Genomic DNA, 22747 nt, shown 5'->3' on the forward strand with positions numbered 1-22747 from the left:
TACGGCGCAGGCGAATCGCTTATTTATGCTCGCGCATGATGTGCCAGACGTCCTTCATATTGTCGCCTGCCATGTCACCAGGTTTTTTGTCCTTCATGAACGTGTAAAGCGGCTTGCCATCATAGGCCCACTGCATCTTACCGTCATCACGCTTGATCGTGCTCCACTTGCCTTCGGGCTTGGCGCCCGCCGGCGCCATCATTGGCGGCCAGTATTCAGCGCACTCGCCGTTGCACATCGACTTACTGCCTGAGTCCTTGTCGTATGTGTACACCGTCATGCCCTTATGATCGACCATCATCCCGTCTTTCATCATCGCCGGCTCGGCGGCGAAGGCCAGTGTCGGCAGCGTTAGCGCAGCCGTGACCAGCAGAGCCTTCCAGGTTTGAGCAATGTGTTTCATGGAAACCTTCCTTTTGTGGTTGTCAGGATTCGGACTTAGAGCTTAGTTCAGGATCATGACAACCGCCGATCGACTAAAATACTGTCACACGACTGCAATAATTCCGTTATCTAATGCGGCGCAAGACAGTTAAATGACAAGAGGATTAAAGGCATGGTTGGCAGGAGCATTCTGATCGTCGACGACGAAGCGCCCATTCGCGAAATGATCGCCGTGGCGTTGGAAATGGCCGGCTATGACTGCATGGAGGCTGAGAACTCGCAACAGGCCCACGCCATCATCGTCGACCGCAAGCCGGACCTGATCCTGCTCGACTGGATGCTGCCCGGCACGTCCGGCATCGAGCTGGCCCGACGCCTCAAGCGCGATGAGCTGACCGGGGACATCCCGATCATCATGCTCACCGCCAAGGGCGAAGAGGACAACAAGATCCAGGGCCTGGAAGTCGGCGCCGATGACTACATCACCAAACCCTTTTCCCCACGTGAGCTGGTTGCGCGCCTGAAGGCCGTGCTGCGCCGTGCCGGTCCGACCGATGGCGAGACGCCGATCGAAGTCGGCGGCCTGCTGCTGGACCCGATCAGCCACCGTGTGACCATCGACGGCAAACCCGCCGAGATGGGCCCGACCGAATACCGCCTGCTGCAATTCTTCATGACCCACCAGGAACGTGCCTACACCCGCGGCCAGTTGCTGGACCAGGTCTGGGGCGGCAACGTTTATGTCGAAGAGCGCACCGTCGACGTGCACATCCGCCGCCTGCGCAAAGCCCTCGGTGATGCTTACGAAAATCTGGTACAAACCGTGCGCGGCACCGGTTACCGGTTTTCCACCAAGGCCTGACCCGGACCTTTCCGCCCCGACAAGCTGACAAGGACGCGCGTTCAAGTGAACCAAAACTGGCATGGCACCCTGATCCGCCACATGCTTTTGCTGGTCACCGCCTGCCTGGTGATCGGCCTGATCACCGGCTACTACGGCTGGAGCCTCGCCGCGGGCCTGGGCCTTTACCTGGCCTGGACCCTCAAGCAACTGCTGCGTCTGCACGAATGGCTGCGCCTGCACAAATCCGATGAGGCACCGCCCGATGGCTATGGCCTGTGGGGCGAAGTGTTCGACAGCATCTACCACCTGCAACGCCGCGACCAACGAGTGCGCGGGCGCCTGCAAGCGGTGATCGACCGGGTCCAGGAATCGACTGCCGCGCTGAAAGACGCGGTGATCATGCTCGACAGCGACGGCAACCTCGAATGGTGGAACCGAGCCGCCGAAACCCTGCTCGGCCTCAAGACTCCGCAAGACAGCGGCCAACCGGTCACCAACCTAGTCCGCCATCCGAGCTTCAAGGAATACTTCGAGCAGGACAGTTACGCCGAGCCGCTGGAAATCCCTTCACCGATCAACGACCGTCTGCGCATTCAGCTGTACATCACCCGCTACGGCAACAACGAACACTTGATGCTGGTGCGCGACGTGACGCGTATCCATCAACTGGAACAGATGCGCAAAGACTTCATCGCCAACGTCTCCCATGAACTGCGCACGCCGTTGACGGTGATCTGCGGTTATCTGGAAACCTTGCTCGACAATGTCGAGGACGTGAACCCGCGCTGGTCCCGTGCCCTGCAGCAGATGCAGCAGCAAGGCGGACGCATGCAGACGTTGCTCAACGACTTGCTGCTGTTGGCCAAACTGGAAGCCACCGATTACCCGTCGGACAACCAGCCGGTGGCCATCGACGGCTTGCTGCAATCGATCAAGAGCGACGCTCAGCAACTGTCCGCCCAGCGCAATCAGAAAATCACCCTGGAAGCCGACCCGACGATTCTGCTCAAGGGCAGCGAGGCCGAATTGCGCAGCGCGTTTTCCAATCTGGTGTTCAACGCGGTGAAATACACCCCGGCCGAGGGCAATATCCGCATTCGCTGGTGGGGTGATGAGCAAGGCGCACACCTGAGCGTGCAGGATTCCGGCATCGGCATCGACAGCAAACACCTGCCGCGCCTGACCGAACGCTTCTACCGCGTCGATTCCAGCCGCAACTCCAACACCGGCGGCACGGGGCTCGGCCTGGCGATCGTCAAACACGTGCTGCTGCGCCACCGCGCACGGATGGAAATCAGCAGTGTGCCGGGCCACGGCAGCACCTTTACCTGCCATTTTGCGCCGGCCCAGGTCACCAAATCCCGGGTCATCAGCGCCACCGACTGATACCGGCCGGCACGCGCCACTAGGCAATCGACCAGTCAGCCGCTACATTGGCTGACTTGTGCCTGCCCTTCAGGCGCACTTTTTTCTTTCCTTTCGAATACACGGAACCCGCAAAACTCCATCATGGACCCTTCCCCTGGCTTGACCCTCGCGACACTCTTCGCCGATTTCGGCATGATTCTTTTTGCTCTGATCCTGGTTTTGCTCAACGGTTTTTTCGTTGCGGCGGAATTTGCCATGGTCAAATTGCGCTCGACCCGGGTCGAATCCATCGCTGAAAAAAACGGCTGGCGCGGACACATCCTGCGCACCGTTCACAGTCAGCTCGATGCTTACCTGTCGGCCTGCCAATTGGGTATCACCCTCGCCTCCCTCGGCCTCGGCTGGGTTGGTGAACCGGCGTTCGCGCACATCCTCGAGCCTTTGCTTGAGACCGTTGGCGTGCAGTCGGCCGAAGTGGTCAAAGGCGTATCATTCTTCGCCGCGTTCTTCGTCATCTCGTACCTACACATCGTGGTCGGTGAGCTGGCCCCGAAATCCTGGGCCATTCGCAAACCCGAATTGCTGTCGCTGTGGACCGCCGTGCCGCTGTACCTGTTCTACTGGGCCATGTACCCGGCGATTTACCTGCTCAACGCCAGCGCCAACACGATCTTGCGTATTGCTGGCCAAGGTGAACCCGGCCCGCATCACGAGCACCATTACAGCCGTGAAGAACTGAAACTGATCCTGCACTCCAGCCGTGGCCAGGACCCGAGCGACCAAGGCATGCGTGTTTTGGCCTCGGCGGTGGAAATGGGCGAGCTGGAAGTGGTCGACTGGGCCAATTCCCGGGAAGACCTCGTGACCCTGGAGTTCAACGCGCCGCTGAAGGAAATCCTGGCGATGTTTCGTCGCCACAAATTCAGCCGTTATCCGGTGTACGACAGCGATCGTCAGGAGTTCGTCGGCCTGCTGCACATCAAGGATCTGCTGCTGGAACTGGCAGCCCTGGACCACATTCCAGAGTCGTTCAACCTCGCCGAGCTGACCCGGCCGCTGGAGCGGGTTTCGCGCCATATGCCGCTGTCGCAGTTGCTGGAACAGTTCCGCAAAGGCGGCTCGCACTTCGCCCTGGTCGAAGAAGCCGATGGCAACATCATCGGCTACCTGACCATGGAAGACGTGTTGGAAGTGCTGGTCGGCGACATTCAGGATGAACACCGCAAGGCTGAGCGCGGGATCCTCGCGTACCAGCCGGGCAAGCTGCTGGTGCGCGGCGACACGCCATTATTCAAGGTCGAGCGCCTGCTGGGCATCGATCTGGACCACATCGAAGCCGAAACCCTCGCCGGGCTGGTCTACGAAACCCTGAAACGGGTACCGGAAGAGGAAGAAGTGCTGGAAGTCGAAGGCTTGCGGATCATCATCAAGAAGATGAAAGGGCCGAAGATCATTCTGGCCAAGGTGTTGATGCTCGATTGAGTGCAATGCGGTGAACCGCATTGACCCCAAATGAACGCAGCCTTCGGCAGCTCCTACGCCGAACGCGTACTCCTGTAGGAGCTGCCGCAGGCTGCGATCTTTTGCTTTATGGCCTTATTGTTTGCCCAACGCAAAGTTGGGCAAGTTGCCCACCGGTTGATTGAACTGGTACGGAATCGACACCAGCCCCAACCCGGTATTGCGCTGCACCACGAAATGCAGGTGCGGCCCGCTGCTGTTGCCGGTATTGCCCGACAGCGCCAACGCACTCCCCACCGACACCCGTTGCCCCTCGCGAACGCTCACCGAACCTTGTTTGAGGTGCAGGTACACGCCCATCGTCCCGTCATCGTGCAGCACCCGCACGAAATTACCCGACGGATCGGTGCCGCGCCCGGTCTGGGCATTCTCGGTTTTCACCACCACACCGCCTCGCGCCGCGATGATCGGCGTGCCTTCGGGCATGGCGATGTCCATGGCGTAGCGGTTCTTTGGACCAAAGTGGCTGTATTGACCGTTGGCGCCCTGACTCAGCCGAAACGGTCCACCGCGCCAGGGCAACGGGTATCGATAGGCCATGGCGGCCCCTGAGGGGTCGCCCAGGGAGTATTCAAATTTTGGGGTATACGCGAGCGGCCTTTCGGACTGCGTGGCGGTGAGCAGCGCCAGACGAATACTGCTGCGTGCCGGCATCACCCGGTGAATCGGCCGGCTCGGCGCACCACTGACGTTCTTCAGCCCACCGAAGCTCAACTCGATTTCTACCGGCGCATACAGGTCATTGCGCACGTAAACGCTGTCCACGCCCTTCTTCTTCGTGATAACGAGGTACACCTGACGCTCAAGATTCTCGACCATGCGATCACGAAAAACGAACACCTTGGAGCCTGTCGTGGGGCGGTCGCTGTAGGAGACCACGCCATTGGCGTCGGTGGACTTGTAGATCGTCATGGCCATCGCCGAGGTGGAGGCCATGAAAAGACCGCAGAAAAACAGCAGGCGCGCGAGCATGGGCAAGATTCTGTCGAGTAAGGCCTGGGTAGGAGCCTAGCAGCTGCAATGGACCCGGGTAGTCGGCAGATGTTTCAAAATGGGCCGTTCAGCGGATGTGTGGTGAATCTGATGGCCCCTTCGCGAGCAGGCTCGCTCCCACATTGGAATGCATTTCAATTGTGGGAGCAGCCGGTCGACGCTCGATTGCTCGCGAAGGCGTCCTGTCAGGCGACGAAGATTACGCGCCCGGTACGAAATGCTTCTGCGCCGTACCACGTGCGATCAATCGCGAGATGTAGTCGAGCTTCTGCGCATCCTGATCGACGAAGCGGAAGGTCAGTTGCAGCCACTCGCTGTCGGGTTTCTGCTCGTGGGCGACGATGGCGTGCAGGTAGCCGTTCAGACGGGCGGTCTCGGCGTTATCGCCCTGCTCCAGGTCGAGCACGGCGCTGTCGAGTACTTGCGGCAGGGTGTCGGTGCGTTTCACCACCAGCAAGGCTTCCTTGAGACTCAAGGCCTTGATCACACATTGCTGAATGCCGTTCGGCAGGCGCAATTGGCCCTGGCCACGACCGCCCGTTGGCGCTGCGGAGGACGCTGGAGGCTTGATCGGCGGGCTGTTGAGCAGACCGCGAGACGGAGCGGCCGCCGGGGCTGGCGCGGCGGCGGCAGGTTTGGCGAACGGGTTGACCGGCGCCGCGGCGGGTGCGACCACGCCAGCCTTACCGCCCGTCAATGCGCTCAGGGAATCGTTGCCGAACGCCGAGTTCATTTTGGTCGGCGCGCTGTTCATCAAGGTGTCGAGCTTGCCGACCTTGTTCAGGGCCTGCTTGACCTTGGTCAGCAGTTGCTCGTTGGTGAACGGCTTGCTGACGTAACCCGAAACCCCGGCCTGGATCGCCTGGACAACGTTCTCTTTATCGCCCCGACTGGTCACCATCACGAACGGCATGGTCTTGAGGTTGTCCTGCTCGCGGCACCAGGTCAGCAGCTCCAGCCCGGACATTTCCGGCATTTCCCAGTCGCACAGGACCAGGTCGAACGCTTCCCGTGCCAGCAAGGACTGAGCCTTCTTGCCGTTGACCGCGTCTTCGATCCGGATCCCCGGGAAGTAGTTGCGCAAGCACTTCTTCACCAGGTCACGAATGAACGACGCGTCGTCCACGACCAACACACTGACCTTACTCATCCATCACCCCTATAAAAAATCCCGGCAAGCATACCGCTTTGCTGATGGCACATTGCCAAAAACCTTCAGTCACGCCGGGACATTTCGTTCGCGGGTGCTGCTTTCGAATTCATCGACCACAAACAAAAACGCCCGGCCAAAAGGCCGGGCGCTTTTCTCAGGCAATCTTACTTATCGTCAGCTTTGCCCGGAACATTAGCGGTTTCGCCACTTGTGCCTTCAACTTCTTCTTTCATGCGCTTGAGGCCCAGGTGCCGCACGTCGGTGCCGCGCACCAGGTAAATCACCAGCTCCGAGATATTGCGTGCGTGGTCGCCGATCCGTTCCAGCGAGCGCAGCACCCAAATGATGCTCAAGACCCGCGAGATAGAGCGCGGGTCTTCCATCATGTAGGTGGCAAGTTCACGCAGGGCGGTCTTGTATTCACGGTCGATGATCTTGTCGTACTGGGCCACCGACAACGCCAGGTCGGCGTCGAAGCGGGCAAAGGCGTCCAGTGCATCGCGAACCATGTTGCGCACCTGGTCGCCGATGTGGCGAACCTCGACATAACCCCGTGGGGCTTCGCCTTCTTCACACAACTGGATGGCGCGACGGGCGATCTTGGTCGCTTCGTCACCGATGCGCTCCAGGTCGATGACCGACTTGGAGATGCTGATGATCAAACGCAAGTCCGACGCCGCCGGCTGACGACGGGCCAGAATGCGCAGGCATTCTTCGTCGATGTTGCGTTCCATCTGGTTGATCTGGTCGTCGATCTCGCGAACCTGCTGGGCCAGGCCGGAGTCGGCCTCGATCAGCGCGGTCACCGCGTCGTTGACCTGCTTTTCCACCAGCCCGCCCATGGCCAGGAGGTGGCTGCGCACTTCCTCGAGCTCAGCGTTGAACTGCGCAGAGATGTGATGGGTAAGGCCTTCTTTACTAATCATGTTGGCGTCCTTGGAGCGTCCGGTAAGGTGCGGTGGACCGCAGCGTCAGTTCAGTGAGCAACAACAGCTTCCTAGCCGTAGCGACCCGTGATGTAGTCTTCGGTCTGCTTCTTCGCCGGATTGGTGAACAGGGTGTCGGTGTCGCCGAATTCCACCAGTTTGCCCATGTACATGAACGCCGTGTAGTCGGAAACCCGCGCGGCCTGTTGCATGTTGTGGGTCACGATGACGATGGTGAACTTGGATTTCAGTTCGTAGATCAGCTCTTCGACTTTCAGCGTGGAGATCGGGTCAAGTGCCGAGCACGGTTCGTCGAGCAGCAGCACTTCCGGCTCCACGGCGATGGTGCGAGCGATCACCAGACGTTGTTGCTGACCGCCGGACAGCCCAAGTGCCGACTCATGCAGGCGGTCTTTGACTTCGTCCCACAGTGCCGCGCCTTTCAACGCCCACTCGACGGCTTCGTCGAGTACGCGTTTTTTGTTGATGCCCTGGATGCGCAGGCCGTAGACCACGTTTTCGTAGATGGTTTTCGGGAACGGGTTGGGCTTCTGGAACACCATGCCGACGCGACGACGCAGCTCGGCCACGTCTTCGCCCTTACGGTAGATGTTGTTGCCGTAGAGGTTGATCTCGCCTTCGACACGGCAGCCATCCACCAGGTCGTTCATGCGGTTGAAGGTGCGCAGCAGCGTGGACTTGCCGCAGCCGGACGGGCCGATGAAGGCGGTCACACGCTGTTTCGGGATATTCATGCTGACGTCGAACAGCGCTTGTTTGTCGCCATAAAACAGGCTCAGGCCCGGCACTTGAATGGCCACGGTTTCCTGTTCAAGGCTCAGGCTCTGTTTGTCGCGGCCCAAGGCAGACATGTTGATGCCGTGGGTATGTGTTTCGTGCTGCATGGGAGGCTCCCTGTGCTAACAAATTCGGTTCGGTTTTTGTGGGAGCCAGCCTGCTGGCGATTCAGGCAACGCGGTCAATCTGTAAACCGCGGTGATGCCATCGCCAGCAGGCTGGCTCCCACATAAAAATCAGCTATCCAGCGCTTTGTATTTTTCGCGCAGGTGGTTCCGGATGTACACCGCCGACAGGTTCAACGTGGCAATCACCAACACCAGCAACAGTGCCGTGGCGTACACCAGCGGCCGTGCGGCCTCGACGTTCGGACTCTGGAAGCCGACGTCATAGATATGGAAGCCCAAGTGCATGATCTTCTGGTCTAGGTGCAAGTACGGGTAGTTACCATCCACCGGCAGCGACGGCGCCAGTTTCACCACACCCACCAGCATCAGCGGCGCCACTTCACCGGCGGCGCGAGCCACGGCGAGGATCATGCCGGTCATCATGGCCGGGCTGGCCATCGGCAGCACGATCTTCCACAAGGTTTCAGCCTTGGTTGCGCCGAGGGCCAACGAGCCTTCACGCACGGTGCGAGGAATCCGCGCCAGGCCTTCTTCCGTGGCCACGATCACCACCGGCACCGCCAGCAGCGCCAGGGTCAGGGACGCCCAGAGCAGACCCGGCGTACCAAAGGTCGGCGCCGGCAGCGCTTCCGGGAAGAACAACCGGTCGACCGAACCGCCCAGCACATAAACGAAGAAGCCCAGACCGAACACGCCGTAAACGATGGCCGGAACGCCCGCCAGGTTGTTCACCGCGATGCGGATCAAGCGCGTCATGGTGTTCTGTTTCGCATATTCACGCAGGTAAACCGCTGCCAGTACGCCAAACGGGGTCACGATCATCGCCATGATCAACGTCATCATCACGGTGCCGAAAATCGCCGGGAAGATCCCGCCTTCGGTGTTCGCTTCACGCGGGTCGTCACTCAGGAATTCCCAGACCTTGCTGAAGTAGAAACCGATCTTGGTGAAGGTACCCATGGCGTTCGGCTGGTAGGCATGAACCACTTTGCCGATGCCGATTTCGATCTCTTTGCCGTTGGCATCGCGGGCCGTGAGGCTGTCGCGGTTGAACTGGGCGTGCAGGTCGTTCAGGCGTGCTTCGATGTCCTGATAACGAGCGTTCAGTTCGGCGCGCTCGGACTCCATGTCCGCTTGCGCGGTAGCGTCCATCGTCCCGGCCAGTTCCAGCTTGCGACCGTGCAGACGGACGCGCTCGAGGCCGGAGTTGATCGCGCCAATGTCGGTTTTTTCCAGGCTCTTGAGCTGCGCGGCGAGTTTGTTGACGCGATCGACACGGGCCTGCAACTCAGGCCAGGCGGCTTCGCCTTCAGCGATGACCTTGCCGTCCTGTTTGACGTTGACCAGGTAGCCGTAGAAGTTGCCCCACTCACGACGCTCGATGGTCATCAGCTCGGGTGGCGTCTTCTGATTGGTCAGCCACTCGCCGACGATCCAGGTGAAGTCGTTGCCGTTCAGGTCACGGTTGCCGACCTTGATCAGCTCGCGGGTCATGAACTCCGGGCCCTGATCGGGCACCGGCAGGCCAGCACTTTTAAGGCGCTCGCGCGGCACTTCTTCTTTCTGCACCACTTCGCCGATGACGAGGTGATTGGCCTGACCCGGCACGTCGTAACTGGCGTGCACCAGGTCCGCCGGCCAGAAATGGCCCAGACCGCGCACGGCAATCACTGCCAGCAAGCCAATGGTCATGATGACGGCGATGGACACCGCGCCACCGCTGATCCAGACGCCGGGGGCGCCGCTCTTGAACCATCCATTCAGGGAGTTCTGTTTCACAGACTTCTACCTTTCTTAAAGCGACGAGTATTTCTTGCGCAGACGCTGACGAATCAGTTCCGCGAGGGTGTTCATGACGAAGGTGAACAACAGCAGCACCAGCGCCGAGAGGAACAGCACCCGGTAGTGGCTGCCGCCGACTTCCGATTCGGGCATTTCCACCGCAACGTTGGCCGCCAGGGTGCGCAGGCCTTCGAACAGGTTCATTTCCATGACCGGGGTGTTACCGGTGGCCATCAGCACGATCATCGTTTCACCGACCGCACGGCCCATGCCGATCATCAGCGCTGAGAAGATGCCCGGGCTGGCGGTAAGGATCACCACGCGAGTCATGGTCTGCCACGGCGTGGCACCGAGGGCCAGGGAACCGAGGGTCAAACCGCGAGGCACGCTGAACACGGCGTCTTCGGCGATGGAGTAGATGTTCGGGATCACCGCAAAGCCCATGGCCAGACCGACCACCAGAGCGTTGCGCTGATCGTAGGTGATGCCCAGGTCGTGGGAGATCCACATGCGCATGTCGCCGCCGAAGAACCAGGTTTCCATGTACGGGCTCATGTACAGCGAGAGCCAGCCCACGAACAGGATCACCGGAATCAGGATCGCGCTTTCCCAGCCGTCCGGCACTTTCAGGCGAATCGACTCAGGCAGGCGGCTGAAAACGAAACCCGCCACCAGAATGCCGATCGGCAAGAGCATCAGCAGGCTGAAGATGCCCGGCAAATGTCCTTCTACATAGGGTGCGAGGAACAGGCCGGCGAAGAAGCCGAGGATCACCGTCGGCATTGCTTCCATCAGCTCGATTACCGGTTTTACCTTGCGGCGCAGGCTCGGAGCCATGAAGTACGCGGTGTAGATCGCAGCGGCGACGGCCAGTGGCGCGGCCAGCAGCATGGCGTAGAACGCGGCCTTGAGCGTACCGAAGGTCAGTGGCGCCAGGCTCATCTTGGGTTCGAAATCGGTGTTGGCGGCGGTCGATTGCCAGACGTATTTAGGCTCGTCGTAGTTTTCGTACCAGACCTTGCTCCACAACGCGCTCCACGACACTTCCGGGTGTGGGTTGTCGAGCAACAGCGGTTGAATCTTGCCGCCGGCTTCCACGATCACGCGGTTGGCCCGTGGCGACAGACCAAAGATGCCTTGGCCATCGACCACTTGATCCACCAGCAAGGTGCGGTGAGCCGTGCTGTGGAACACGCCAAGCTTGCCGGACGCATCGAGGGCAATGAAACCTTTGCGACGTTCTTCAGCGGTGATTTCAACGATCGGCGCAGTGCCCATCTGGAAAGTACGAATCTGCTTCAGACGCAGTTCGCCATCGTGGTCGCGGGCCATGAACCACTGGGCCAAGCCACCCTTGGAATCGCCGAGGATCAGCGAGATGCCACCCACCAATTGAGTACTGGCAGTGATCTGCGCTTCGCCGTCATCCAGCAGTTTGTAGCGACCGTTGAGACTTTTGTCGCGCAGGCTGAACACGTCGGCCTGAGCCCGACCGTTGATCACATACAGCCATTGCTGACGCGGGTCGATGAAGATGTTCTTCACCGGCTCGGTCATCTGTGGCAGATCGATGCGCTTCTGCTCGTTGGTGACTTCACCGGTCATCATGTTTTCTTCGCTGGTCAGCGACAAAACATTGAGTTGCGAACCGGTGGAACCGACCAGCATCAAGGTCGTGTCGGTGGCGTTGAGACTGACGTGCTCAAGTGCACCGCCCGCCTCGTTCAGCGCAATCGGGGTTTCGCCATACGGATATTCAATGGCCGGCGAGATGGTCTTCTTGCCCGCGGGATAGCTGACTTTATAGGTGTGACGGAAAACCAGGGCCTGGCCGTTGGACAAGCCCACCGCCACCAGCGGATGACCAGGCTGGTCTTCACCGATGGAGGTCACGGTGGTGCCAGCTGGAATCGGCAGATCGACACGCTTGAGTTCAGCGCCACTGTCAATATCGAAGAACAACGCCTGGCCTTTGTCGGAAACCCGCATGGCAACCTGGTTCTGCTCTTCCAGGGAGATCATCAACGGCTTGCCGGCGTCCTGCATCCAGGCCGGTGTGATGGCGTCCTGGGCGGTCAGGTCGGCCCCCTGAAACAGAGGCGCGACAACGTAAGCAAGGAAGAAAAAGATCAGCGTGATCGCACCGAGAACGGCGAGGCCGCCCACGAGGACGTACCAGCGGGTCAGGCGATCTTTGAGCGCGCGAATGCGGCGCTTGCGTTGCAACTCAGGCGTATTGAAGTCAATTCGCTTGGGGGGATTTGTAGTCATGGTGGAATTGGCCAGATCATTCATTCGCACACCCTAGCGATCCTGTATGACAGAAAGATGACAATGCAGTGACGCAACAAATCCGCCGCCCGTGGGAACTGGCAGCGGACTGAAAATTTGGGGGTTGTAGGAGCTGTCGAGGGAACCGAGGCTGCGATCTTTTGATCTTGCAGTTAGAGACCAGATCAAAAGATCGCAGCCTCGGTTCACTCGACAGCTCCTACAGAGTCCGGGTTTACCCCGGACTCAGGGTTTTACTTTTTTGCGACTTCAGCACCGCCTTCCTGCAGACCCAGGTCAGCCAGTGCTTTTGCAGCAACCTTGGCTGGCAGCGGGATGTAACCATCTTTCACCACAACTTCCTGGCCCTGTTTGGACAGAACCAGTTTCACGAACTCGGCTTCCAGCGGGGCCAGAGGCTTGTTCGGGGCTTTGTTGACGTAAACGTAGAGGAAACGCGACAGCGGGTATTTGCCGTTCAGTGCGTTTTCTTCGCTGTCTTCGATGAACTCAGTGCTGCCCTTCTTGGACAGAGCCACCGTTTTCACGCTAGCGGTTTTGTAGCCGATGCCCGAGTAACCGATGCCGTTCAGCGAGGAGCTGATCGACTGCACAACCGAAGCCGAACCTGGTTGTTCGTTGACGTTTGGCTTGTAGTCACCTTTGCACAGGGCTTCTTCTTTGAAGTAGCCGTAGGTGCCGGATACCGAGTTACGACCGAACAGCTGAACCGGCTTGTTGGCCAGGTCGCCGGTCACGCCCAGGTCGCCCCAGGTTTTGACTTCGGTTTTAGCGCCGCACAGACGAGTGGACGAGAAGATCGCGTCGACTTGTTCCATGGTCAGGTGCTGGATCGGGTTGTCTTTGTGGACGAAGACAGCCAGGGCGTCCACGGCAACCGGGATAGCGGTTGGCTTGTAGCCGTATTTCTGCTCGAAGGCAGCCAGTTCGGTGTCCTTCATCTTGCGGCTCATCGGGCCCAGGTTAGAGGTGCCTTCAGTCAGCGCAGGTGGCGCAGTGGCGGAGCCAGCGGCCTGAATCTGGATGTTTACGTTCGGGTATTCTTTTTTGTAGTTCTCGGCCCACAGGGTCATGAGGTTGGCCAGAGTATCGGAGCCGACGCTGGACAGGTTGCCCGACACACCAGTGGTTTTGGTGTAGCTCGGGATAGCAGGGTCAACAGCGGCAACCGCGTTGGCAGTCGCAACGCCAGCAGCGACAAAAGTCATTGCCGCCATCAAACGCTTCAGTTTCATGCCTTACTCCTAGCAGATAGGTGTGTTAAGTCGGGGCCAAGTATCAGCAGGCCGTGTGAACACTCTATGGCTGAAATATGACAATTGGATGAAAGGCCAGCATTCGATCTTTTGCCGGGGCACCGCGTTATCGTTTTTCGCGAGCAAGGCCGCTCCCACAGGGGATCTGCGGTCAACACAGAATCAATGTGGGAGCGAGCCTGCTCGCGAAGAGGCCAGTGCAGTCGATGAAAGAAGTCCGCCTAGCGGCCCTTCTTCCAGAGGTACGCCCCCACCAGCACCCCGACACCGCAAATGATCGCTACGTAATAGGCGGGCCCCATCGGGCTTTCCTTGAGCAGCAACGTCACGATCATCGGCGTCAACCCGCCGAAGATCGCGTAGGCCAAATTGTAGGAGAACGACAGCCCGCTGAAGCGCACCACCGCCGGGAAGGCTTTGACCATCACGTACGGCACCGCACCGATGGTGCCGACCAGCAAACCGGTCAAGGCGTACATCGGGAACAGCCAGTCCGGGTGGTTGAACAGGCTGTGATAGAAGGTCCACGAACTGATCAGCAACGCAGCACTGCCGAACACGAAGACACGACCCGCGCCGAAGCGGTCAGCCAGTGCACCTGAGGCGACGCAGCCCAGGCTCAGAAACACGATCGCCAGGCTGTTGGCCTGCAACGCGGTGGTTGGCGAGAAGTGGTAGACGGTCTGCAGCACGGTCGGGGTCATCAGGATGACCACGATGATGCCGGCGGACAGCAGCCAGGTCAGCAGCATGGAAATCAGGATCGCCCCGCGATGGTCGCGCAACACGGCGCGCAACGGCACTTCTTCTGCCAAGGCCTTGCGCAGTTGTAGCTCGGCGAATACCGGGGTCTCGTGCAACCAGCGGCGCAGGTAAACCGAGAACAGGCCGAATACGCCACCCAACAGGAACGGAATCCGCCAGGCGTAATCCGAGACTTCGACCGGGGTGTAAATGCTGTTGATTGCGGTGGCGACCAACGAGCCCAGCAGAATACCCGCCGTCAGACCGCTGGTCAGGGTGCCGCAGGCGTAGCCGATGTGCCGCTGCGGCACGTGTTCGGAAACGAATACCCACGCGCCCGGCACTTCACCGCCAATCGCAGCGCCTTGAATCACCCGCATCAGCAGCAACAGGATCGGCGCCCACATGCCGATCTGCGCGTAAGTCGGTAGCAGGCCCATGATCAGGGTCGGCACCGCCATCATGAAAATGCTCAGGGTGAACATCTTCTTGCGTCCCAGCAGGTCGCCGAAGTGCGCCATGACGATGCCGCCCAGTGGCCGTGCCAGGTAGCCGGCGGCAAAGATCCCGAAGGTCTGCATCAAGCGCAGCCACTCGGGCATGTCGGCCGGGAAGAACAGCTTGCCGACCACCGTGGCGAAGAACACGAAGATGATGAAGTCGTAAAACTCCAGCGCACCGCCCAGGGCAGACAACGACAAAGTCTTGTAATCGCTGCGGGTCAGCGGACGTGCGGATTGAGTGGACTGCGCGATGCTCGAGGGCGCGGTGGTCATGGCAAGGCTTCTCTTATAGTCGGAACTGCAACCCCAACAACGCTGGCGGAGGCTTGGGCAGGTCCGGCACGATAACAAATTGTTCGAAAAAGCACATAGAGGTGCGTATTTGACGGTCGAAATGAGAACCGGACGGTCGTCTCGGAGTCTACCGATCGATATACTCGCAATCCTGCACCTGCTTGTAAGGGGTTGCTGTGCGAAAACGTCGTTGGCAGCCGTCAGCCGATTTCGCAGAGTTTCCCTTTAGGCGCCTTACGAAAAACGTGACGAACGCAGTATGTTCGGGGCTGAATCGTTTTTCCTTAAGACGGCTATTCACCTGAAGTACCAATGAGAGTCACGGGTCAGAGGCACCCCCGGCATGATAGAGCTCGAACAAGAAGATCCAATCCCGCAAGGCGACCTGGCCCTGCAAATTACCGCGCTTCCCCGCGAAACCAATGGCTTTGGCGATATTTTCGGCGGCTGGCTGGTGTCGCAGATGGATTTGGCCGGCACCGCAATGGCCAGTAAAGTCGCAGGTGGTCGCGTGGCGACGGTTGCGATCGACCGCATGGCATTTCTGGTGCCGGTAGCGGTGGGCGCTCAGCTCTCCTTCTATACCCAGGCGCTGGAAATCGGACGCAGCTCGATTCAGATGATGGTCGAAGTCTGGAGTGACGATCCGCTGTCCAGCGAATGGCGTAAAGTGACTGAAGCCGTGTTTGTGTTCGTCGCCATCGACGGCAGCGGTCGCACCCGTTCGGTTCCGCCTAGAGCTCGTTAAACACTGCGACCATTCTGCGGTCCATTGCAGTCATTGTTCCTGATCGAGAGTTGCCCCATGAGCACGCCCAACGTTGAAGCCGTGAAACTGGATGAACTGAACTGCTGGCGCATCCGCCACGGTCAGGCCGAACTGCTGGTTGCCCAGCAGGGCGCGCACATCCTCAGTTATCAAGTGGCCGGTCAACCGCCGCTGATCTGGCTCAACGACGAGGCAGTGTTCAAGACTGGCAAGAGCATCCGCGCCGGGGTTCCGGTGTGCTGGCCGTGGTTCGGCAATCTGCCGCGCAACCCGCAGAGCGTTCAGGCCATGCGCGTCAGCAACGAAGCGCCGACCGCCCACGGGCTGGTAAGGGCAATGGACTGGGAATTGGGTGGCATTGAAACCGAGGGCGAAAGCCTCAAGGTGGAGTTTGTTCTGCCTTACCCTGAAGGCGGCTTGCCAGGCTGGCCACATCAAGTGGAATTGAAGCTGAGCATTCGTCTGGATGAGCAACTGCATATCTGCCTGACCAGCCATAACCAGGGCGCTGACAAAGTCACCATCAGCCAGGCGCTGCACAGCTATTTCGCGGTCAGCGATGTACGCGAAGTGCATGTCGAAGGGCTGGATGGCTTGAGTTACATCGAAACCCTGGACGACTGGAAAACCGTCACTCAGACCGGCGATCTGCGTTTTACCGGCGAGACCGATCGCATCTATCTCAATACCCCGGCGAAGCTGAGCATTGTCGATCCGGCCTGGGAACGGCGCATCGAGCTGACCAGCAGCGGTTCACGCTCGGCGGTGATCTGGAATCCGTGGATTGAACGCGCCGCGGCGTTCAGCGACATGGCCGACGATGGCTGGCAGCGCATGCTGTGCATTGAAACGGCGAATGTGATGGATGATGTGGTGACGCTGGCGCCGGGTGCGAGCCATACCCTCGGCGTCAGCATCGGCAGCAAATCTCTCTAAGCAACACCACAAAACCAATGTGGGAGCGAGCTTGCTCGCGATGGCGGTATAACAGTCAACATAGATGCTGAATGTTATGGCCTCATCGCGAGCAAGCTCGCTCCCACATTTGGTTTGTGCCAGGCCAACTGGCGCGTTACAAATCCGACTCTTTGACCACTCGCACTTTCGCCGCATCCAGCGCATACGCTGCGTCAGCCAGGTCATTGTTGACCTTCTCGACCTTCAGCGTGCCGGTCACCCACAGCGGTGTATAGATGTCATTCAGCTTCAAACCTTTCGGATAACGCACCAACACCAATTGATTAGGCGGTGGCGGCGGCACGTGGATGCAGGCGCCCGGATACGGCACGAGGAAGAACAGCGTGCTGCGGCCCTGGGCGTCGGATTCCAGCGGCACCGGATAACCACCGATGCGGATGTTCTTGTCGTTCATCGACGGCACGGTTTTGGTCGAATACATCACTGCAGGCAAGCCCTTGCTCTGCTTCATGCCACCCTTTTGGGTAAAGGTGCCATTGGATTCGGGGGAGTTGTGGTCGATTTCGGGCATGGCCTCGAGGGCTTTCTGGTCCGACTTTGGCATCAGTTCGAGCCAGTCGGTTTCCGGCAGTTCGCCGGCGTGGGCAAGGCCTGTACCCAGCAAAAGGAGAGTGAACATCAGACGGCGCATGGAGGTGCTCGGCAAAGGAGAGGACAGTGCAACGCCGAGCATTCTAGCCCTCTCTGCGTGCGGCGCAGAGGGGGCTTTGTCGCCTGAATCAGTTCTTTTTGATCAAGCCGTAGATCACCAGCAATATCACGGCGCCAACCAGCGCACCAAGGAAGCCTGCGCCTTGGCCGGCCTGATAGAAGCCCAGGGCCTGGCCGCCGTATGTGGCCGCCAGCGAACCGCCGATACCGAGCAGGATGGTCATGATCCAGCCCATGCTGTCGTCGCCCGGTTTCAGGAACCGGGCCAGCAGGCCGACGATCAAGCCGATAAAGATGGTTCCAATAATTCCCATGGCATTTCCCTCTGATTGAATGGCTGTGCGAAAGCCTAGTCAGACTTTGGCATCCTGCCATGAGAGAACGGCGGCCCCTGAATGGTTCCGCCGCTGCCACATGAAACTATTCGGCGATGAGCGCTTCGACCTTGAGGATCTGCTGCTCCAGCGTGGCCTTGTCGGCGCAGCGCAGGTTAGCGTGACCGACCTTGCGACCGACCTTGAACGCCTTGCCATAGTGATGCAGATGGCAATCGGCTATGGCCATGACTTTCTCGGTCTCCGGCACTTTACCGATGAAGTTGAGCATCGCGCTCTCGCCGACCTTGGCCGTCGAACCCAGTGGCAGACCGGCAACGGCCCGCAGGTGGTTTTCGAACTGGCTGCACTCGGCACCTTCAGTGGTCCAGTGACCTGAGTTGTGCACGCGCGGAGCAATCTCGTTAGCCTTGAGGCCACCGTCGACTTCAAAGAACTCGAACGCCATCACGCCAACGTAGTTCAGCTGCTTGAGTACGCGGCTGGAATAGTCTTCCGCCAGGGCTTGCAGCGGGTGATCGGTGCTGGCCACGGACAGTTTGAGGATGCCGCTGTCGTGGGTGTTGTGAACCAGCGGATAGAACCTGGTTTCGCCATCGCGAGCGCGCACGGCGATCAACGACACTTCGCCGGTAAACGGCACGAAGCCTTCCAACAGGCAGGCCACGCTGCCCAGTTCGGCGAACGTGCCGACCACGTCTTCAGGCTTGCGCAGAACCTTCTGGCCCTTGCCGTCGTAACCCAGGGTGCGGGTTTTCAGCACGGCCGGCAGACCGATGGAAGCCACGGCAGCGTCCAGATCGGCTTGCGATTGAATGTCGGCGAACGCCGGGGTGGGAATCCCCAGGTCCTTGAACATGCTCTTCTCGAACCAGCGATCACGGGCGATGCGCAGCGCTTCGGCGCTCGGGTAGACCGGGACGAATTGCGACAGGAAAGCCACGGTTTCAGCCGGGACACTTTCGAACTCGAAGGTCACCAGATCGACTTCTTCGGCGAGCTGACGCAAGTGATCCTGATCGCCGTAATCGGCCCGCAGGTGTTCGCCCAACGCGGCTGCGCAGGCATCCGGCGCGGGGTCCAGGAAAGCGAAGTTCATGCCCAGCGGAGTGCCCGCCAGCGCCAACATGCGACCCAACTGGCCGCCACCGATTACACCGATCTTCATCGTTAACAACCTCAGGCGATGCGTGGGTCTGGATTTTCCAGGACGCTGTCTGTCTGCTCAGCGCGGAATTTTTTCAGCACCGCGTGGAACTGCGGGTGCTTGGCGCCGAGGATGCTCGCCGAGAGCAGCGCTGCGTTGATCGCGCCGGCCTTGCCGATGGCCAGGGTGGCGACCGGAATGCCCGCGGGCATCTGCACGATAGACAGCAGCGAATCGACGCCCGACAGCATCGCCGACTGCACCGGCACGCCCAGCACCGGCAGGTGGGTCTTGGCCGCACACATGCCTGGCAAGTGAGCCGCGCCGCCGGCACCGGCGATGATCACCTCGATGCCACGCGCCTCAGCCTCTTCGGCGTACTGGAACAGCAGGTCCGGGGTGCGGTGGGCAGAGACCACTTTTACCTCGTAAGGGATGCCGAGCTTTTCCAGCATATCGGCGGTGTGGCTAAGGGTGGACCAATCGGACTTGGAGCCCATGATCACGCCAACCAGTGCACTCATCGTCGTGCCTCTTCTCTCTGGGCGCCCGCAGGCGCGTCAAAAAACAACAAGCCACGCAAAATGCGTGGCTTGATTGTACGAATTATGGCCGGACGAACCGGCCGAAGGCCGCGCAGTATACCTCAATGAGGCAGATAAACAGCCCCCGATACGACCATCTGTCATTCGGCGCAAAGCGCCGGTTTTATTGACTCGCAGGTCAACCAAATACACCACAAATCCCTTGTGGGAGCGAGCCTGCTCGCGATAGCGGTCGTCCATCCAACATTGATGCTGACTGACACACCGCCATCGCGAACAGGCTCGCTCCCACATTTGATTTTCAGCGGTCTCAGGAACCGGTTGTTCCTTGGGCGGCACCGCCTTCCAGCTTGCGCCACAGCAACCGCACGTTCGCCTTGCGCACCAGCGCGCAACGGTACAGGCGAATCTCCAGCGGCACATGCCATTGCGGGCCGCCGCAAACCACCAGTTCACCCCGAGCCAGTTCGGCGCGCACGCTGAGCCGGGGCACCCAGGCAATGCCCAATCCTTCCAGCGCCATGCTTTTCAGGCTGTCGGCCATAGCCGTCTCATAGATGGTGGTGAAGCGCAGCGCGCGCTGACGCAGCAGCATGTTCACCGAACGCCCGAGAAATGCACCGGCGCTGTAGGCGAGCAGCGGCACACTGCCTTCGCCTTCCAGATCGAACAGCGGCTTGCCCTCGGCGTCCGCCGCGCAGACCGGGAGCATTTCGGTGTCGCCAAGGTGCAGCGACGGGAAGATTTCCGGGTCCATCTGCATCGCCGCGTCCGGGTCGTAGAACGCCAGCATCAGATCGCAACCGCCTTCACGCAGGGCATGCACGGCATCACCGACGTTGGTCGCCACCAGGCGCGTCGCGATGTTCAGGCCTTCATTACGCAACTGCGCGATCCAGCGCGGGAAGAAACCCAGCGCCAGGGAGTGAGCGGCGGCGACCTGCATCACCTCGCCCTGCCCGCCTTCCAGGTGATGAAGGTGACGCAACACTTCACCGAGCTGCTCGACCACCGTTCGCGCGGTGACCAGAAACAGCTGCCCCGCCGCCGTCAGTTCGATCGGCGTGCGCGAGCGATTGACCAGGGTCAGCCCCAGCGCGGCTTCAAGGCTGCGGATCCGTCGACTGAATGCCGGCTGAGTCACGAAGCGCCGTTCGGCAGCCTGGGAGAAGCTGCGGGTGGCGGCCAGAGCACTAAAGTCCTCAAGCCATTTACTTTCAAGGTTCATCACGGCCTCCCGGACACGCACCAATTTAGGTCACACGCTCGCCGCCGACACGGCGTCACACGGGCATTATGCCGAATGTGCATAGGCTAGTGTTTAACAGCATTGGCCCAAAATTCTCCACAAGCCTAGCATTTGCAGTGTTCCGGCACAGACCGGGTCCATATCGAGATGATTTCTATCATGTCCTCCGCTGCATCTTTCCGCACAGAAAAAGACCTGCTTGGCGTACTCGAAGTACCTGCTCAAGCGTATTACGGCATCCAGACCCTGCGAGCGGTGAACAACTTCCGTCTCTCCGGCGTTCCGATTTCGCATTACCCAAAGCTGGTTGTCGGGCTGGCCATGGTCAAACAGGCCGCCGCTGACGCCAACCGCGAACTGGGTCACCTGAGCGAAGCCAAGCACGCTGCCATCAGCGAAGCCTGTGCACGTTTGATCCGCGGCGATTTCCACGAAGAGTTCGTAGTGGACATGATTCAAGGCGGCGCTGGCACTTCAACCAACATGAATGCCAACGAAGTCATCGCCAACATCGCGCTGGAGGCCATGGGTCACCAGAAGGGCGAATACCAATACCTGCACCCGAACAACGACGTGAACATGGCGCAGTCGACCAACGACGCCTACCCGACCGCGATCCGTCTGGGTCTGCTGCTGGGTCACGACGCGCTGCTGGCCAGCCTCGACAGCCTGATCCAGGCGTTCGCCGCCAAAGGTCAGGAATTCGCACACGTCCTGAAAATGGGCCGCACCCAGCTGCAAGACGCCGTGCCGATGACCCTCGGCCAGGAATTCCGCGCCTTCGCCACGACACTGGGCGAAGACCTGGCACGCCTGAAAACACTGGCACCTGAACTGCTGACCGAAGTGAACCTGGGCGGCACCGCGATCGGTACCGGCATCAACGCCGACCCGCGCTACCAGCACCTGGCCGTGCAGCGTCTGGCCCTGATCAGCGGTCAACCGCTGGTTCCAGCCGCCGACCTGATCGAAGCCACCTCCGACATGGGCGCCTTCGTGCTGTTCTCCGGCATGCTCAAGCGCACCGCGGTCAAGCTGTCGAAGATCTGCAACGACCTGCGCCTGCTGTCCAGCGGCCCACGCACCGGCATCAACGAAATCAACCTGCCGGCACGTCAGCCAGGCAGCTCGATCATGCCAGGCAAGGTCAACCCGGTTATTCCGGAAGCGGTTAACCAGGTGGCGTTCCAGATCATCGGCAACGACCTGGCCCTGACCATCGCGGCCGAAGGCGGCCAGTTGCAACTGAACGTGATGGAGCCGCTGATCGCGTTCAAGATCTTCGACTCGATCCGCCTGCTGCAACGCGCCATGGACATGCTGCGCGAGCACTGCATCGTCGGCATCACCGCCAACGAAGAGCGCTGCCGCGAACTGGTCGAGCACTCGATCGGTCTGGTCACCGCGCTGAACCCGTACATCGGCTATGAAAACGCCACCCGCATCGCCCGTATCGCGCTGGAAAGCGGCCGCGGTGTGCTGGAACTGGTGCGCGAAGAAGGCTTGCTCGACGACGAAATGCTCGCCGACATCCTGCGTCCGGAAAACATGATTGCTCCGCGTCTGGTGCCTCTGAAGGCTTAACCGAACGCAACACCGGCTCTTTGAACCAAGAGCCACGCTCACCAGGTCGAGGGACTAGACACCTCTCACCTTTTGAGGGCTTGGGGATTTATCCCCAAGCCCTTTTTTTTAACTTTTGAAGGACTTCTGTCTTCTGTGGGAGTGAGCCTGCTCGCGATGAACGATAAAGCGGTGTAACTGAAATGCCGCGGTGTCTGCATCGCGAGCAGGCTCACTCCTACAAGGGCCTGGCTCAAAAAAGTCAGGTGTTTCAAAGGCTTCGTTTCGATGCTTGCACCACAACCGTGCAGACGGACGGCGCGCTCATAGGTATAGTGCCGCCCCTCTTCGCGTGAGCGGTCGTCGGTAACGAGGCCCAAACCCATGCGAAACCCGAACTAATAACAACCCGCGATATGGAACCGGGACGAATCTTCGCCTCACCTGTTGTGCCACGCGCAAGCCGGTGTAACGCGATGTTTCTGACCCTCCAGCATTTGCCTACACAAAAAACAGCGAGGAAA

20 protein-coding genes are annotated in these 22747 nt (G+C 59.8%); 6 read left to right on the plus strand and 14 right to left on the minus strand.

Annotated elements, in window-relative coordinates; all coding sequences use genetic code 11:
* Positions 1–19 precede the first annotated feature (19 nt).
* The gene (locus EAH74_RS02665) at positions 20–403 is read right to left on the minus strand and encodes a COG4315 family predicted lipoprotein (protein ID WP_140675645.1); all 384 of its coding nucleotides are present in this window, start codon (positions 401–403) and stop codon (positions 20–22) included.
* Between the two features lie 153 nt (positions 404–556).
* On the opposite strand from EAH74_RS02665, the gene phoB reads away from it, so the two are divergent.
* The 3 genes from phoB to EAH74_RS02680 all read left to right on the plus strand — a co-directional run bounded on the left by phoB (position 557) and on the right by EAH74_RS02680 (position 4078).
* Positions 557–1246 (plus strand): phosphate regulon transcriptional regulator PhoB, encoded by a 690-nt coding sequence (phoB, locus tag EAH74_RS02670; RefSeq protein ID WP_046045002.1) that lies wholly within the window; start codon positions 557–559, stop codon positions 1244–1246.
* A gap of 81 nt (positions 1247–1327) precedes the next feature.
* On the plus strand, positions 1328–2614 hold the full coding sequence (gene phoR / locus EAH74_RS02675) for a phosphate regulon sensor histidine kinase PhoR (RefSeq protein WP_240050477.1): 1287 nt from the start codon (positions 1328–1330) through the stop codon (positions 2612–2614).
* 123 nt (positions 2615–2737) lie between these two features.
* The gene (locus EAH74_RS02680; protein WP_140675651.1) at positions 2738–4078 is read left to right on the plus strand and encodes a hemolysin family protein; all 1341 of its coding nucleotides are present in this window, start codon (positions 2738–2740) and stop codon (positions 4076–4078) included.
* Between the two features lie 114 nt (positions 4079–4192).
* Here the strand turns inward: EAH74_RS02680 and EAH74_RS02685 are convergent, their stop codons facing one another.
* From EAH74_RS02685 to EAH74_RS02720, 8 genes are all read right to left on the minus strand, one after another.
* On the minus strand, positions 4193–5089 hold the full coding sequence (locus EAH74_RS02685; RefSeq protein ID WP_140675654.1) for a peptidoglycan DD-metalloendopeptidase family protein: 897 nt from the start codon (positions 5087–5089) through the stop codon (positions 4193–4195).
* Positions 5090–5309: 220 nt separating this feature from the next.
* Positions 5310–6260 (minus strand): response regulator, encoded by a 951-nt coding sequence (locus EAH74_RS02690; protein WP_140675657.1) that lies wholly within the window; start codon positions 6258–6260, stop codon positions 5310–5312.
* Between the two features lie 167 nt (positions 6261–6427).
* Positions 6428–7189 (minus strand): phosphate signaling complex protein PhoU, encoded by a 762-nt coding sequence (phoU, locus tag EAH74_RS02695; RefSeq protein ID WP_008150055.1) that lies wholly within the window; start codon positions 7187–7189, stop codon positions 6428–6430.
* Positions 7190–7260: 71 nt separating this feature from the next.
* Complete coding sequence (gene pstB, locus EAH74_RS02700) at positions 7261–8094, minus strand: phosphate ABC transporter ATP-binding protein PstB (RefSeq protein ID WP_140675660.1); 834 nt, start codon at positions 8092–8094, stop codon at positions 7261–7263.
* Between the two features lie 129 nt (positions 8095–8223).
* The gene (pstA, locus tag EAH74_RS02705) at positions 8224–9894 is read right to left on the minus strand and encodes a phosphate ABC transporter permease PstA (RefSeq protein ID WP_140675662.1); all 1671 of its coding nucleotides are present in this window, start codon (positions 9892–9894) and stop codon (positions 8224–8226) included.
* 15 nt (positions 9895–9909) lie between these two features.
* The gene (locus EAH74_RS02710; protein WP_140675665.1) at positions 9910–12192 is read right to left on the minus strand and encodes an ABC transporter permease subunit; all 2283 of its coding nucleotides are present in this window, start codon (positions 12190–12192) and stop codon (positions 9910–9912) included.
* Positions 12193–12422: 230 nt separating this feature from the next.
* Positions 12423–13424 (minus strand): phosphate ABC transporter substrate-binding protein PstS, encoded by a 1002-nt coding sequence (locus EAH74_RS02715; protein ID WP_123367516.1) that lies wholly within the window; start codon positions 13422–13424, stop codon positions 12423–12425.
* Between the two features lie 242 nt (positions 13425–13666).
* Positions 13667–14965 carry an MFS transporter gene (locus tag EAH74_RS02720; RefSeq protein ID WP_140675667.1) on the minus strand — a complete coding sequence of 433 codons (1299 nt, stop codon included), beginning with the start codon at positions 14963–14965 and terminating at the stop codon, positions 13667–13669.
* 364 nt (positions 14966–15329) lie between these two features.
* On the opposite strand from EAH74_RS02720, the gene EAH74_RS02725 reads away from it, so the two are divergent.
* Both EAH74_RS02725 and EAH74_RS02730 read left to right on the plus strand, forming a co-directional pair.
* The gene (locus EAH74_RS02725) at positions 15330–15734 is read left to right on the plus strand and encodes an acyl-CoA thioesterase (protein WP_003177184.1); all 405 of its coding nucleotides are present in this window, start codon (positions 15330–15332) and stop codon (positions 15732–15734) included.
* A 57-nt stretch (positions 15735–15791) separates the two neighbouring features.
* Positions 15792–16691, plus strand: coding sequence for a D-hexose-6-phosphate mutarotase (locus tag EAH74_RS02730; protein ID WP_140675670.1), 900 nt, complete (start codon positions 15792–15794; stop codon positions 16689–16691).
* A gap of 136 nt (positions 16692–16827) precedes the next feature.
* On the opposite strand, the gene EAH74_RS02740 is transcribed toward EAH74_RS02730, so the two are convergent.
* From EAH74_RS02740 to EAH74_RS02760, 5 genes are all read right to left on the minus strand, one after another.
* Positions 16828–17364, minus strand: a complete 537-nt coding sequence (locus tag EAH74_RS02740; RefSeq protein ID WP_140675672.1) for a DUF3299 domain-containing protein — start codon at positions 17362–17364, stop codon at positions 16828–16830.
* An 88-nt stretch (positions 17365–17452) separates the two neighbouring features.
* Positions 17453–17698, minus strand: a complete 246-nt coding sequence (locus tag EAH74_RS02745; protein WP_033059272.1) for a GlsB/YeaQ/YmgE family stress response membrane protein — start codon at positions 17696–17698, stop codon at positions 17453–17455.
* Positions 17699–17804: 106 nt separating this feature from the next.
* On the minus strand, positions 17805–18887 hold the full coding sequence (locus tag EAH74_RS02750) for a 5-(carboxyamino)imidazole ribonucleotide synthase (protein ID WP_140675675.1): 1083 nt from the start codon (positions 18885–18887) through the stop codon (positions 17805–17807).
* Between the two features lie 11 nt (positions 18888–18898).
* Complete coding sequence (purE, locus tag EAH74_RS02755; protein WP_140675678.1) at positions 18899–19390, minus strand: 5-(carboxyamino)imidazole ribonucleotide mutase; 492 nt, start codon at positions 19388–19390, stop codon at positions 18899–18901.
* Between the two features lie 331 nt (positions 19391–19721).
* Complete coding sequence (locus EAH74_RS02760; protein ID WP_046053897.1) at positions 19722–20639, minus strand: LysR substrate-binding domain-containing protein; 918 nt, start codon at positions 20637–20639, stop codon at positions 19722–19724.
* A 180-nt stretch (positions 20640–20819) separates the two neighbouring features.
* Between EAH74_RS02760 and aspA the strand changes: the two genes are divergently transcribed.
* Positions 20820–22244 carry an aspartate ammonia-lyase gene (gene aspA / locus EAH74_RS02765; RefSeq protein ID WP_111448231.1) on the plus strand — a complete coding sequence of 475 codons (1425 nt, stop codon included), beginning with the start codon at positions 20820–20822 and terminating at the stop codon, positions 22242–22244.
* Positions 22245–22747: the final 503 nt, after the last annotated feature.

Source organism: Pseudomonas mandelii (assembly GCF_006438925.1).
Classification (GTDB): domain Bacteria; phylum Pseudomonadota; class Gammaproteobacteria; order Pseudomonadales; family Pseudomonadaceae; genus Aquipseudomonas; species Aquipseudomonas mandelii_C.

Excerpts from the sequence above, each read along its gene's own strand:
- EAH74_RS02665 (WP_140675645.1), bottom strand. The coding sequence starts at position 403 with ATGAAACACATTGCTCAAACCTGGAAGGCTCTGCTGGTCACGGCTGCG.
- phoB (WP_046045002.1), top strand. The coding sequence starts at position 557 with ATGGTTGGCAGGAGCATTCTGATCGTCGACGACGAAGCGCCCATTCGC.
- phoR (WP_240050477.1), top strand. The coding sequence starts at position 1,328 with ATGCTTTTGCTGGTCACCGCCTGCCTGGTGATCGGCCTGATCACCGGC.
- EAH74_RS02680 (WP_140675651.1), top strand. The coding sequence starts at position 2,738 with ATGGACCCTTCCCCTGGCTTGACCCTCGCGACACTCTTCGCCGATTTC.
- EAH74_RS02685 (WP_140675654.1), bottom strand. The coding sequence starts at position 5,089 with ATGCTCGCGCGCCTGCTGTTTTTCTGCGGTCTTTTCATGGCCTCCACC.
- EAH74_RS02690 (WP_140675657.1), bottom strand. The coding sequence starts at position 6,260 with ATGAGTAAGGTCAGTGTGTTGGTCGTGGACGACGCGTCGTTCATTCGT.
- phoU (WP_008150055.1), bottom strand. The coding sequence starts at position 7,189 with ATGATTAGTAAAGAAGGCCTTACCCATCACATCTCTGCGCAGTTCAAC.
- pstB (WP_140675660.1), bottom strand. The coding sequence starts at position 8,094 with ATGCAGCACGAAACACATACCCACGGCATCAACATGTCTGCCTTGGGC.
- EAH74_RS02710 (WP_140675665.1), bottom strand. The coding sequence starts at position 12,192 with ATGAATGATCTGGCCAATTCCACCATGACTACAAATCCCCCCAAGCGA.
- EAH74_RS02715 (WP_123367516.1), bottom strand. The coding sequence starts at position 13,424 with ATGAAACTGAAGCGTTTGATGGCGGCAATGACTTTTGTCGCTGCTGGC.
- EAH74_RS02720 (WP_140675667.1), bottom strand. The coding sequence starts at position 14,965 with ATGACCACCGCGCCCTCGAGCATCGCGCAGTCCACTCAATCCGCACGT.
- EAH74_RS02725 (WP_003177184.1), top strand. The coding sequence starts at position 15,330 with ATGATAGAGCTCGAACAAGAAGATCCAATCCCGCAAGGCGACCTGGCC.
- EAH74_RS02730 (WP_140675670.1), top strand. The coding sequence starts at position 15,792 with ATGAGCACGCCCAACGTTGAAGCCGTGAAACTGGATGAACTGAACTGC.
- EAH74_RS02740 (WP_140675672.1), bottom strand. The coding sequence starts at position 17,364 with ATGCGCCGTCTGATGTTCACTCTCCTTTTGCTGGGTACAGGCCTTGCC.
- EAH74_RS02745 (WP_033059272.1), bottom strand. The coding sequence starts at position 17,698 with ATGGGAATTATTGGAACCATCTTTATCGGCTTGATCGTCGGCCTGCTG.
- EAH74_RS02750 (WP_140675675.1), bottom strand. The coding sequence starts at position 18,887 with ATGAAGATCGGTGTAATCGGTGGCGGCCAGTTGGGTCGCATGTTGGCG.
- purE (WP_140675678.1), bottom strand. The coding sequence starts at position 19,390 with ATGAGTGCACTGGTTGGCGTGATCATGGGCTCCAAGTCCGATTGGTCC.
- EAH74_RS02760 (WP_046053897.1), bottom strand. The coding sequence starts at position 20,639 with ATGAACCTTGAAAGTAAATGGCTTGAGGACTTTAGTGCTCTGGCCGCC.
- aspA (WP_111448231.1), top strand. The coding sequence starts at position 20,820 with ATGTCCTCCGCTGCATCTTTCCGCACAGAAAAAGACCTGCTTGGCGTA.